This window comes from Asticcacaulis solisilvae (assembly GCF_052327315.1).
Classification (GTDB): domain Bacteria; phylum Pseudomonadota; class Alphaproteobacteria; order Caulobacterales; family Caulobacteraceae; genus Asticcacaulis; species Asticcacaulis solisilvae_B.
Window position 1 is genome coordinate 1,306,575 of record NZ_CP166196.1, and the last position, 13,386, is coordinate 1,319,960.

A 13,386-nucleotide genomic window follows, 5' to 3' on the forward strand; every position below is an offset into this window, starting at 1 on the left:
CAGATTTATTCCATCCGTTCAAGCAAATGCGCGCTGACGCGTAAGGCGTTGGCCACTGTCGTCAGGGTCGGGTTGACTGCCGAGCTCGACACGAAGAACGACGTGTCCGTCACATAGAGATTGTCGAGTTCGTGGGCCTTGCAGTTCACGTCCAGCACCGAGTCATCCGGGTCGGTGCCGAAGCGCGTCGTGCCGCACTGGTGCGCCGTGCCATAGAGCGGCAGCAACTGGTCGATGGCGAAGTGCGGCTCGAACAGCACGTGGTCGCGCATGGAAAAGCCGTTCAGTCCCGCTTCCAGCTTGCGGGTCAGGCGCTTGTTGCTGTCGAGATTGTTGGCCGTGTAGCTCAGGCGGATCTGCTCGTCGCCGGTGATGGTGACGCGGTTGTCGGGCATGGGCAGATCCTCGCTCATCGCCAGGAAGGCCACCATGTGCGACGCCAGGTCGTCCGACAGGGCATTGGGGATCAGGGCCGGCGGGATGATGTCGGCCATCTGCCCTTCCAGCGTCTGGCCGCTCATATATTCCAGCAGCTGGATCTGGCCCATCGGATAGGGATAGTCCGGCTCGCCGAAATAGAAGTCGTTGACGGCGAAGGTCTTGGGGAAGGTCGAATGGAAGGGCTCGGCCAGGACCGAGACCACGGCCGAGGTCGTGTGGAACATGTAGTTGCGCCCGACCTGGTCGGAGCCGTTGGCCAGGCCGTCGGGATGGGCCGCATTGTGCGAGCGCAGGAGCAGCGACGCGGTATTGGCCGCGCCCGCCGCCAGCACGAAGATGTCGCCGGAAAAGGTCTGCAGCGTGCCGTTCTCGTCCTCGGTGGTGACGCCGGTCACCGCCTTGCCCGTGCCGTCGGTCAGGATGCGCAAGGCCTTGTGTCCGGTCAGCAGGGTAACATTGGGCAGGTCGACGATCGGCGCGATGACGATGGTGCGCGCGTCGGACTTCGCCCCCTTGGCGCACGGAAAGCCGCCGCAGGTCGAACAGCGGATGCACGGCGCCATGCTTGGATCGGTGTCGTTGCGGTTGACGCCGAGCGGCAGGGGCGACGGGTGCCAGCCGAGGCCTGAGAAGTGCGCCTTCAGCCGCGCCACCGACGGATCGTCGGCGATGGCGGGGAAGGGGAAGGGCGGATCATCAGGCCGGTCGTGCGGATCGACGCCGCGCTGGCCGTGCACGCGCCACAGCTTTTCGGCCTTTTCATACCACGGCGCCATCTCTTCATAGGTGACAGGCCACGCCGGCGAAATCCCGCCGTGGTGACGGACCTCGGTGAAGTCGCGCGGCTTCATGCGCATCAGGGCCGCGCCATAGAAGGTCGTATTGCCGCCGACCCAGTAGTTGGTGTTGGGGATAAAGGGCTTGTTCTGCTTGTCGAGCCACTTTTCCTTCGTGCGGTAGCGGTGGTCGATGAAGACGGCCCTGGGGCTGGTGTTTTCCGGCTCGTGCGGGATGTGCTGGCCGCGCTCGAGGATCAGCACCGACTTGCCGGCCAGGGCCAGTTCGTGGGCGACCGTGCCGCCGCCGGCGCCGGACCCGATGATGACGGCGTCGTAATGACGGGTTTCGCTGGCGGGCTGGGCCATCTTAGTCTCCGAGCGTAAAGCGTTTCGCGCCCTGCCGGATCAGCGGTGTCAGCAGGGCGTCGGGCAGCAGGGTCATGGCGGCGACCGCCACCTTGTTGAACAGGCCGGGGATTTCGACTTCGCGTCCGGCGTCACTGGCGGCGAGACCGGCGTCGACCACGGCCTGGGTCGGCATCAAGGGACGGAAGGGGCTGTGGCCGGCCGCCTTTTCGGTGCCGTTGGCATGGGTGAATTCCGACACGGTCGAGCCCGGGCACAGCGCCGTGACGTGGATGCCCTTGTGCCTGACCTCGGCTGATAACGAGCGCGAGAATTTCAGCATATAGGCCTTGGCGGCGGGGTAGAGGGTGTGGCCGGCGGCGCCCGCCGAAAAGGCGACGATCGAGGACAGGTTGATGATGCGGCCGTAACCACGCTCGATCATGCCCGGCAAAACCGCGTGGGCCAGCCGCGTCGGCGTGTTGACGCTGGTCTCGACGAAATCCATCTGGGCGTCGAGCGTCGTCGCGGTGAACATGTGGGCCAGCGAATAGCCGGCATTGTTGATCAGTCCGTCCACCGGGCCATGGATCGCCTGGATCAGGCCGTCGACGGCCTTGCGGTCCGACAGGTCGCAGACGTGGATTTCGGATTCGATGCCGTGCGCGTCGTGGATTTCGCCGGCCAGGGATTTCAGGCGGTCCTCGCGCCGCGCGACCAGGATCGGGGTGACGCCCTGCGCCGCCAGCGTTCGTGCGAACGCGGCGCCGATGCCTGCCGAAGCCCCCGTAATGAGATAGCGCCGCCCCAAGGATCGTCTCCTGTTATGTGATAACTCTAGGACGATTCAGCGGGCGTGGGAAGTTGTCTTAAGCGACCTGCAGCGCCAGGTCGAGCAGGTCGCGATTGCCCTCAAGACGCTCGACCGAGCGCCGGCCGAACTGCGCGACGCGGTCGAAGACGGCGTCGGCGGCCGCCCGCCGGGGCGCGAAGCTGCCGCGCGCGGCTTCGTAGTCCGTCTCGAAACCCATGCCGTACAGCACATACTGGTAATTGCATGGGGCGAAGGCATCGACGTCCTCGCTGATGTCGAAGCGCGACGGCGGGCGGTGGCGCCACATGGCGAGCAGCTCCGCCAGCCGGTCGGGGAGGGAGGCCGCCGCCGTATTGTCGCGCCAGAACGGCTCGGTGCGCTTCGTCAGGCAGTAGTGCAGCTTCAGGAAGTCGACGATGCGTTCGTTGCGCGCCGTCATCAGCCGGTTGAAGGCCCCGGCATTGGCATCGACCGGTCCCGAATATGGGAAGAAGTCGACCAGCATCGAGGCCGCCACCTCGGTCATCAGGATGTTGGTCGCCTCCAGCGGCTCGAAAAAGCCTGACGACAGCCCGACGGCGACGCAGTTCTTCACCCATTGCGCCGGGCGGAAGCCGGTGTCGAAGCCGATGACGCGCGTTGAATAGTTTTCCCCTTTCGGCCCGACATAGGCCTGCAAGGTCGCCATGGCCTCGTCGTCCGAGGCGTGCGCCGACGAGAAGACATAACCGATGCCGCGCCGCTCATGCAGGCCGATATCCCAGGTCCAGCCGGCGGCGTGCGCCGTCGAGGCGGTGACGCTGGGAATCGGGCTGTCCGGACGGTCGTAGGGCACCTGGCACGCGATGGCGCGGTCGGTCAGCAACTGGTGCCGCACCGGCCGGAAGGGTGATTGCAGCGCCTTGCCGATCAGTTCGGCGCGGAAGCCCGTGCAGTCTATATAGAGGTCGGCGGTCAGCGCGCCGTGGCTGTCTGTCTGCAACCGCGCGATCGATCCGTCTTCGGCCAGGTCCGCGCCCGTGATCCGGCCTTGCAGGTGGTGGACGCCGTAGCGGACGGCGTAGCGGCGCAAAAGCCCGGCGAACCTGGCGGCATTGAAATGATAGGCGTAATTGACCAGGCCGTGATAGGGCGCGTCATCGCGCCGTTTCGGCGCGCGGCCGGCCAGGGCGATGGCGTATTGCGTGGTGACGGCCTCGGCGAACGGCTTGCGCGTGGCCTTGTCCTGCAACAGCCAGTAAGGCGGAAGGCCCGCGCCGTCGGTGAAGAAGGGGGCCTCGAACGGGTGCAGGTAATGGCTGTGGCGGCCGTTGTCCGGCGCCGTGGCCCAGTCGACGAACAGGTTGCCCTGCTTGAAGGTGGCGGTCGCCTCGCGCAGGAACTCGTCTTCCGGGATGCCCAGGGTCTGCAGTGTGATGCGGATGGTGGGGAAGGTGCCTTCGCCGACGCCGATCGTACCGATCTCCGGGCTTTCGATCAGGGTGATGCGCGGGCTGGCCGCCGGATCGCCGCCCAGCACCCTGGCCAGGTAGCAGGCGGTCAGCCAGCCGGCCGTGCCGCCGCCGGCGATCAAGATACTGCGCGCTCCATGAGTCCCGGTCATGCCGCTGTTCCTGTAAAACTGGTCTTATAATGTGCTTGTTTTTTATATCCAAAACAAGACCAATTATTGCGGCGGCGCGTGGCTGCCGCGGGGTCAGGTCAAGGCCGACTGGATGGCGGCCAGCTGCACCGCCGACATGCTGGAAAGCTGGGTCGTGGTCAGATAGCTGATCTGCAACGGCGTCAGGGATTCGATCTGGCCGGTCGACAGGCGCGCCAGGAAGGTGGTGTGCAGGTTGCCCATGGTCGTCGTCGTCAGTCCACCCATCTGGCTGCCGTTCAAGGCCGCCATTTCGGCGTCGGACAGGGCGTCGAGCTGGGTCACGGTCAGGCCGGACACCTGGGTCGAGGACAAGGCCTGGAACTGTGTCGCCGACAGGGCGGCCAGGTCGGTGACTTCGAGGTTTCCAAGCTGGGTCGAGGTCAGGGCCGCAATCTGGGTATTGGCCAGGGCGGCGACCTGCTGGGTCGTCAGGGCACGCAACTGCATGCGCACCAGGCCGCCTAGCTGCGTCGTGGTCAGGGCCGTCAAATCGGCAATCGACAGCGACGCGATGTCGGTGGTCGAAATCGCCCCGATCTGCGTCAGGGTCAGGCCCGCCAGCTGGGTGAGGGTCAGGGCGTCGATCTGCGTCGAGGTCAGGCCGCTTATACCCGTGGTCGACAGCGCCCCGATCTGGGTCGAGTTCAAGGCCAGGAGCTGCGACGTCGTCAGGGCCGAGACCTCATCGGCGGTCAGCCCGCTGATGCCGGAATTGCTGAGTGACGCGATCTGTGAGGTCGTCAGCTGGTCGATATGGGCGGCGATCAGCGCGTTGACGCCGGTCGAGGACAGCGAGCCGAATTGCAGCACGCTCAGCTGACCGATCTGGGTGGCCGTCATGGCGTCGATGGCGGTCGAGGTCAACACCGCCATCTGGGTCTGGCTGAGGCCGGTGACCTGGGTGGTGGACAGCGCGGCGACCTGGGTCGCGCTCAGCCCGATGACGGCGGCGGTCGACAGGCCGCCAACCTGGGTCGAGCTCAGGACCGACAGTTGCGCGGTCGACAGGGCCGAAATGCCCGTACCCGTCATGCCGGCCAGCTGCGCCGTGGTCAGGGCCATGAGCTGGTCGTTGCTCAACGTGGCCAGACTGGTGGCGGTCAGGGCCGCCACGCCGCTGGAGGTCAGGCCCGATAGCTGGGTGGTGGTCAGCGCGGCGATCTGCGTCGTGGCCAGCGCGCCGATGGCCGACGATGTCAGGGCGGCCAGTTGCGTCGAGGCGATGCCCTTGATCTGGGTGGTCGTCAGCACAGGCGCCTGCGTCGCCGTGATTCCGGCCACGGCGGTCGCGGTCAGGCCCGATACCTGTGTCGAGGTCAGGCTGCCGAGCTGCGTCGTCGTCAAGGCCGCCGCCTCGGTCGCGGTCAGGCCGGACACCTGCGTCGACGTCAGCACGGCCAGTTCGGTGGCGGCAAGCGCCGCGATGCCCGTCTCGGTCAGGGCCGACATCTCGGTGACGGTCAGGCTGGCGACCTGGGTGGTGGCCAGGCTGCCGACCTGAGTGGTCGTCAGGCCGGAAATGGCGGTGGTCGACAGCCCGGCGACCTGGACGGTCGACAGGGCGCGCACCTGGGTGGTGGTCAGGGCCGAAACCGTGGCGGTGCCCAGGGTGCGCAACTGGATCGGGGTCAGCGCCGCGATCAGCGTCGTCCCCAGCGCCTGGGTCTGGGTGCTGGTCATGGCGGCGATCTGCGCCCCGGTCAGCACCTTGAACTGGGTGACGCTTAAGGCATTGAGCTGGTCGGTGCTCAGCGCCGCGACGGTGTCGGTGTTGAGCGTGCCGACCTGGGTGACGGTCAGCGCCTGGACCTGGGTGTTGGTCAGCGCGGCGGCCTGGGTGGTCGTCAGGCCGGGCAGGGCGCCGACGCTCAGGGCGCTGACCTGGGTCGAGGTCATGGCCGAGACCTGGGCGACCGACAGGGCCGACAGTTCGGTCGAGGTCAGGCCCGCGACCTGGGTGGAATAGAGGCCGGCGACGGCCGAGGTGGTGAGCCCGCCGATCTCATCGGGATTGATCGCCGCGACCTGGGTGGCGGACAGGCCGTGCAGCTGGGTGGTGGTCAGCGCCGCCCACTGCGTCGAATCGAAGGCGGCGACCTGGGTCGTGGTCAGCGAGCCCAGCTGGGTCGAGGTCATGGCCGTCAGCCGGGTGACGTCGAGGCCGGCGATCTGGTCGTTGTTGAAGCCCTGGATGCCGGCGGCCGAAATGGCGGCCAGTTGCGAGGTCGACATGGCGGCGATCTGCGTCGCGGTCAGCACCTGGACCTCGTCGGCGCTGAAGCCCTTGATCTGGGTGGTCGAAAGCGTCGCCAGCTGGGTCGAGGTCAGCCCCTGGATGGCGGTCGAGCCGATGGCGCCGAACTGCGTGGAGGACAGCCCGCGCAACTGGGTGACGGTCAGGCCGGACACCAGGGTCGAGGACAGGCCGGGCAGGGCGGTCAGGCCGAGCGCGCTGATCTGGGTGGTGGTGAAGGTGGCGACCTGGCTGGTGGTCAGGGCCGCCAGCTGGGTCGAGTTGAGGCCGGCGACCTGGGTCGAACTCAGCACGGCGGCGTCGGTGGTCGACAGGCCGGCCACCTGTGTCGAGGTCAAAAGCCCGATCGTCGTCACGGTCAGGGCGCGGAACTGCGTCGTCGTCAGGCTGTTGAGCTGGTCCGTGCTCATGCCGCCCAGCGTGTCGCCGGACAGGGCGTTGAGCTGCGTCGCCGTCATGGCCTGGAGCTGCGTCGCCAGCAGGTCCGAGGCCTGGGTCGAGGTCAGGCCCGATAGCGAGGTGACGGTCAGGGCCGCGATCTGCGTCGATTTCAGGCTGGCGACCTGCGCGTCGGTCAAGGCGCCGACGCTGGTGGCCAGAAGCCCCGAAACCTGCGTCGTCGTCAGCCCCGACAGGGCGGAGGTCGACAGGCCGGCCAGCTGTGTCGTGGTCAGGGCGCCGATCTGCCCGGAGGTCAGGCCCGACAACTGCGACGTGGTCAGCACCGACAGCTGGGTCGAGGTCAGGCCGCCGATGGCGCCCGCCGACAGGGCCGCCAGCTGGTTGCGGTCGAGCACGGCGATCTGCGTCGTCGACAGGGCGCCGACGCCGTCGCCGGTCAGGCCGGTCAACTGCGTCGTCGACATGACGCCGAGCTGCGACGCGGTCAGGGCCTGGAGCTGGGTCGTCGACAGGTAGCCCACGTCGGCCGCGGTCAGCGCCTTGACCTGGCTGGTCGCCAGCGCCGCGATCTCGGTGGGGTTGAGGCCCGACACGGCGCCGGAGCTCAATGCGGCGATCTGGCTGGAATTGAGCGCGGCCAGCTGAGTGGTGGTAAAGGCGGCGATCTGCGTGTCGGCCAGGCCCGCGATGGCGGTCGCCGTCAGGGCGTTGATCTGCGACGAGCTCAGGGCCCCGACCTGGGTGACGTTGAGGTAGGACAGGGCGCTCGACGTCAGGCCGCGGATCTGCGTCGTCGTCATGGCGGCCAGTGCCGTCGTCGTCAGGCCGCTGATGCCGTCGGAGGTCAGCGCGCCGACCTGCTGCGACGCCAGGCCCGACACCTGCGTGGTGGTGAGCAGCGCCATCTGGTCGGGGCTCAGGCCCTTGAAGCCGGTGGCGCTGAGGCCCGACAGCTGGGTGGCGGTCAGCACGGCCAGCTGTGACGGCGTCAGGGCTGCCGCCTGGGTGGCATTGAACGCCGCCAGCTGCGTGGTTTCCAGGATGGCGATTTCGGTGGTGGTCAGGGCGGCGACCTGGTCTTCGTCGAGCGCGCCGATCTGCGTCGCCGCCATGGCCTTGAACTGTTGCGTCGACAGGCTCTGCAACTGCGTCGCCGACATGCGCGCCACGCCTGTCGTGCTGAGCGCGGCCACCTGGCGCGTGCTCAGCGTGCCGAGCTGGGTGACGGTCAGCGCCGCCACCTGGGTGTCGGTCAGGCCGGCCATGCCGGTCGTCGAAAAAGCGCTCAACTGGGTCGTGGTCAGGGCCGCGATCTGCGCGGTGGTCAGGGCCGCCATCTGGGTCGAGGCCAGCTGCCCCAGCTGGGTCGTCGACAGCGTCGCCATGGCGGTGGTCGACAGGCCCGCGATCTGCGTCGCCGTCAGGCTGCCGACCTGGGTGGTCGACAGGGCCGCCAGTTGCGTGGCGGTCAGGCCGGCGATCTGGTCGGTGGTCAGGCCGCGCAGCGACGCGGTCGCCAGGGATGCGACCTGGGTGCCCGACATGGCGTTGATCTGCGTGGCGTTGAGCGCGGCGACCGCCGTGGCCGACAGCGACTGGATCTGCGTGGTGGCCAGCGCCGCCAGCTGCGTGCCGGACAGGGCCGCGGCCTGGCTGTCGGTCAGGGCGGCGATATCGGCCGCCGACAGGCTTTTCAGCTGGCTGGTCGACAGCGAGGTCAAGCCGCTGGTATCGAGGGCGGCGACCTGGGCGGCGGTCAGGGCGCCGGTCTGGGTCGTGGTCAGCGACGGCAGGGCGGTGGCGCCGAGCGCGTTGAGCTGGTCGCTCGTCAGGCCCTTGACGGCCGTCGTGGTCAGGCTCTTCAGCTGGGTCGCGGACAGGGCCGACACCTGGTCGGTGCCCAGCGCCGCGACGGACGCGGCCGACAGGCCCTGGATCTGCGTCGTGGACAGCCAGCCGAGCTGGGTCTGCGTCAGGCCGCTGAGATTGCCGGTGCTGAGCTTGGCCAGGGCGGTGGCGGTCAGGCCGGCGACCTGGGCCGAACTCATCGAGCCGATCTGGTCGGCGCGCAGGCCGGCCAGCTGCGCGGCGCTGAGCGCCGAAATCTGCGACGAGGTCAGGGCCGTCACCTGGGCGTCGCCCAGGCTGGACATCTGCGTGGCCGTCAGGCCGGCCATCTGGGTGGTGGTCAGTGCGGACACCTGGCTGGTGTTCAGCGCGCTGACCTGGTCATTCGACAGTTGCGACAGCTGGGTCGCGGTCAGGGCCCGCAGCTGCGTGGTCGTAAGCGCCGCGATCTGGTCGGATCCCAGGCCGTTCAGGCCGGTCTTGCTGAGCGCCGAAACCTGGCGCGTCGTCAGCGCCGCCAGCTGGTCGGTCGTCAGGCCGGCCAGTTGCGTATCGACCAGTCCCGACACGGCGGTGGTCGACAGGGCCGCGATCTGGGTCGTCGTCATGCCCGAGATTTCGTCGGCGGTCAGCGCCGCCAGCTGCGCCGGCGCCAGCGCCCCGAGCTGCGTCGTCGTCAGGCCCTGCAAGGCCGTGGACGTCAGGTTCGAAATCTGGTCGGCGGTCAGGCCCTTGATCTGCGTTGCCGTGATGGCGTTCCACTGCGTCGTGGTCAGCTGCGCCAGCTGGCCGTTCGACAGGGCGGCGACCTGCGCCGAGCTGAGGCTGGCCACCTGCTTTTCCGATAGCGACGTCAGTTGCGTGCTGGTCAGGTCGCCGAGGTCGGTGGCGGTCAGGCCGCGCAACTGCGTCGTCGTCAGGCCGCGCAGCAGGGTGGTGCTGAGCGACTGGGTCTGGTCGGCGGTCAGGGCGGAAATCTGGCTGGAGCCCAGGGCGGCCCACTGCGACGTGTTGAGCGCCGCCAGCTGGTCGCCGGTCAACTGCGAAATTTCGGTCGTGGTCAGGGCCGCGACGATGGTCTGGGGCAGGGCCCGCAGCTGCGTCGTCGTCAGGCCGACGATCTGCGCCTCGTTCATGCCCTTGACGGCCGTGACGGTCAGGGCCTGCAACTGGCTGCTCGACAGGACGTTGATCTGGGTGTTCGACAGGGCGGCGACGTCGGCGGCGTTGAGCGACTGCACCTGGGTGGTGGTCAGGAGCGCGATCTGGGTGTTCGACAGGGCCGCGACCTGGTTGGGCACCAGCGAGCCGATCTGCGTCGCGGTCAGGGCGCGCAACTGCGTCGAGGACAGCAGGCCCATCTGGGTTTCGTTGAGGCCGCGCAGCGCCGTGATGCTGAGCGCCGAGATCTGCTGCGACGACAGGCCGGTCAGCTGGGCATTGGTCAGGGCCGACATGGAATCGTCGTTGAGGCCTGAAACCTGCGTGGCGGTCAGCGCCTTGAACTGGTCGGACGACAGGGCGGCCAGCTGGTCGGAATTCAGCACGGCCATGGCCGCGGCCGTCAGCCCGCGCACCTGGGTCGTGGTCAGGGCGACCAGCAAGGTGGTGTCGAGATCGGACACCTGTGTCGTCGACAGGGCCGCGATCTGGGTCGAGGTGACGCCCGAGAGCTGCGTCGTCGTCAGTACCCCGAAATCGTCCATGTCGAGGACGCGGAACTGGTTCGACGACAGGGCGCCGATCTGCGAGCTGCCGAGCGAGCCGAACTGTGTGGTGTCGAGCGCGTTGATCGCCGTCGTCGTCAGGCCCAGCACCTGGTCGGTGCGCAGCCAGCCGATTTCCGACGTCGTCAGCACCGAAATCTGGCTTTGGGTCAGGCCCGAAACCTGGGTCTGGGTCAGGCCGGCGATCTGGGTCGAGGTCAGGGCCGCCACGTCCTCGAGATTGAGGTTGGACACCTGCGTGACGGTCAGCGCCCCGATCTGGCGGCCGGTCAGGCTGGCGAACTGGGTGGCCGACAGGGCGTCGAGCTGGGTGTCGGACAGGCCCTTGATCTGGGTGGTGGTGATCCAGGCGACACGGTCGGTGGTCAACGCCTCGATCTGTTCGCTGGTCAGGCCCGACAGCGCCGTCGGCGTCAGCACGGCGAACTGCGTGCCGCTCATGGCGTTCAGCTGCGTCGTCGTCACCGACTGAAGCTGGCCCGAGCTCAGGTAATAGGCCTGGGTGGTGTCCATGCCCCACAGCTGCGTCGTGGTGAGCTGGTTCAGCTCGTCGGAGGTCAGGGCCTTGATCTGGGTCGACGTCAGGGCGCCGAGCTGGGTCGGACTGACCGCCGCCAGCTGGGTCGTGGTCAGCGACTGCACCTCGGTGGTCGTCAGGCCCTTGATCTGCGTGGTCGACAGGCTGGCGATATCCGTCGCCGACAGGCTGCCGAGGCCGCCGGTGCCGATCCAGCCCAGTTGCGTCGCGGTCAGGCCCGACAACTGCGTCGTCGTCATGGCCGAGATCAGCGTCGTCGGGATGTTGCCGAGCTGGGCCGCGGTCAGGCCGGAAAGCTGGGTCGAGGACAGCCCGGCCAGCTGCGTCGTCGTCATGACGCCCAGCTCGTCGGCGTCGAGCCCCTTGATCTGGGTCGAGGTCAGCGACCCCAGTTGCGTCGCCGACAGCGCCTTGAACTGGTCGGTCGACAGTTCGCCGATGTCGGTCGAGGTCAGGCCCTTGAGCTGAAGCGTCGTCAGGGCGCCGATTTCCTCGACGCCGAAACCCTGCAACTGCGCCTCGACCAGCACCGACAGCTGCGCGCCCGAAAACGCCATCTGCGCGGTGGTGAAGGCGCCGATCTGCGCCGCCGTCAGCGCCTTCATCTGCGTCGTCGAGATCGCCGTGACCTGGGTCGTCGACAAGGTCGAGATCGAGCTGAGCGAAAAGGCCGCGATCTGGGTCTGCGACAGCGCGGCCACGTCGGTCGTCGTCATCGCCGCGACCTGGGTGGTCGTGAGCGAGGCGATCTGGCTGACCGAGTAGTAGCTGTAGATGGATGCGACCAAGGCGGGCTTTCCGGAATAGCAACGCGAATCGCAAGGTCCGCGATTCGTTTGCGTTAACATACCGCACGAGCGGCAAGATTACAGGTTGGCAAAAAGAAGCTGACGGTGAGGGGGGAATGCGGCTAAGCTCGGGTAAACGATTACAAGTCGAGGGAGCCGCCCATGAAAAGCGTATTTGCATCCGTCCTGGCGGCGGTCCTGCTGCCGTCCGCCGCCCTCCCTTCGGCGGTATTGGCCGCCGGGCCGCAGGTCGTCCTGCCGCAGGGCACGGTCGAGGGCATCACCCAGTACACGGTCGACAGTTTCAAGGGCATTCCCTATGCCGCGCCACCCGTCGGGGCCTTACGCTGGCGCGCTCCGCAGGCGCCGGCGCCCTGGCAGGGCGTGCGTGTCGCCGACCGCTTCGCGCCCGACTGCATGCAGGTGCCGGTGGCCTGGGACGACGCGCCCTCGACCGTCAAGCCGGCCGAGGACTGCCTCTATCTCAATGTCTGGCGTCCGGCCGCGCCGGCGAAAAAGCTGCCGGTCATGGTGTGGATCCATGGTGGCGGCTTCGTCAATGGCGGCACCTCGCCCGAAATCTACGACGGGGCGGAATTCGCCAAGGACGGCGTCGTCTTCGTCAGCATCAACTATCGCCTCGGCCGGTTCGGCTTCTTCGCCTTCCCGGCCCTGAGCCACGAGGACGCCGACCACGGCCTGCTCGGCGACTATGCCTTCATGGACCAGATCGCGGCGCTGAAATGGGTCCAGGCCAATATCGCGGCCTTCGGCGGCGATCCCGGCAACGTCACCATCTTCGGCGAATCGGCCGGCGGGGCGTCGGTCCACGCCCTGCTGATGGCGCCGGACGCGAAGGGGCTGTTCGCCCGCGCCATCATCCAGTCGGGTGGCGGCCGCTCCCTGCTTCCGCCGCGCGATATCCGGACCGACCGTCCCGATGCGCCGTCGGCGGAAACCCTGGGCGTCAATTTCGCCCGCAAGAACGGCATCGCCGGCGCGGACGCCAAGGCGCTGGCGGCCTTGCGCGCCCTGCCGGCGGACGCGGTGGCGGGCGAACTCAACATGGCGACCAGCGGCGACCAGAAGGACATCTATTCCGGCATGATCGCCGACGGGCGTCTGGTGCGCGAGACGCCGGACAGGGCCTATGCGGCGGGCCGCTACACCCATGTGCCGGTCATGGTCGGCGCCAACAGCGCCGATATCAGCAATATCAATGCCGCCGGCAAGGACGCCCTGTTCGACCGCTTCGGGCCGCTGGCGGCGCAGGCGAGGGCGGCCTACGATCCCAGCGGCGACGCGCCCCTGGAGGCCGTGCAATACGCCGTCGGCATGGACGGGCTGATGAGCGAACCGGCGCGGCTGACGGCCGCCACCCTGTCGGCGCAGGGAGGCACCACCTACGAATACCGCTTCGGATATACGGCGTCGGGCAAGCGCGCCAACGCGCCGTTCGGCGCGCCGCACGCTTCGGAACTGCCGTTCGTCTTCGCCAGGGTCGCCCAGCGCTATGGCGAGGACGCGACGGCCGACGACCACGCCGAGGCGCGGCTGATGCACGCCTACTGGGTCAATTTCGCCAAAACCGGTAATCCCAACGGGGCGGGCCTGACCGACTGGCCGGCCTATACCCGGACGAATGATGTGATCCTTATCTTCACGCCCGACGTAAAAGCCGTAGCCGGGCCCGATCCGTGGAAGGCCAGGCTGGATGTCACCGCAGCAAATGCGGACCGGCGTTAAGCTCAACGTCAGGTCTTTGCTGTAATAAGACCGTCATACTAACGTCGCGGAAGAAGGTT

At 67.8% G+C, this 13,386-nt stretch carries 5 protein-coding genes; 1 reads left to right on the plus strand and 4 read right to left on the minus strand.

Annotation, left to right across the window (positions count from 1 at the left end):
• Positions 1 to 5: 5 nt before the first annotated feature.
• The 4 genes from AB8717_RS06020 to AB8717_RS06035 all read right to left on the minus strand — a co-directional run bounded on the left by AB8717_RS06020 (position 6) and on the right by AB8717_RS06035 (position 11,581).
• Positions 6 to 1,586, minus strand: a complete 1,581-nt coding sequence (locus tag AB8717_RS06020; protein WP_443750131.1) for a GMC family oxidoreductase — start codon at positions 1,584 to 1,586, stop codon at positions 6 to 8.
• A 1-nt stretch (position 1,587) separates the two neighbouring features.
• Complete coding sequence (locus AB8717_RS06025; RefSeq protein ID WP_443750132.1) at positions 1,588 to 2,376, minus strand: SDR family NAD(P)-dependent oxidoreductase; 789 nt, start codon at positions 2,374 to 2,376, stop codon at positions 1,588 to 1,590.
• 58 nt (positions 2,377 to 2,434) lie between these two features.
• The gene (locus AB8717_RS06030) at positions 2,435 to 3,982 is read right to left on the minus strand and encodes a tryptophan halogenase family protein (protein ID WP_443750133.1); all 1,548 of its coding nucleotides are present in this window, start codon (positions 3,980 to 3,982) and stop codon (positions 2,435 to 2,437) included.
• Positions 3,983 to 4,075: 93 nt separating this feature from the next.
• Positions 4,076 to 11,581 carry a beta strand repeat-containing protein gene (locus AB8717_RS06035; protein ID WP_443750134.1) on the minus strand — a complete coding sequence of 2,502 codons (7,506 nt, stop codon included), beginning with the start codon at positions 11,579 to 11,581 and terminating at the stop codon, positions 4,076 to 4,078.
• 162 nt (positions 11,582 to 11,743) lie between these two features.
• Here AB8717_RS06035 and AB8717_RS06040 point away from each other — a divergent pair, with 162 nt between their 5' ends.
• Positions 11,744 to 13,327 (plus strand): carboxylesterase/lipase family protein, encoded by a 1,584-nt coding sequence (locus tag AB8717_RS06040; protein ID WP_443750135.1) that lies wholly within the window; start codon positions 11,744 to 11,746, stop codon positions 13,325 to 13,327.
• Positions 13,328 to 13,386: the final 59 nt, after the last annotated feature.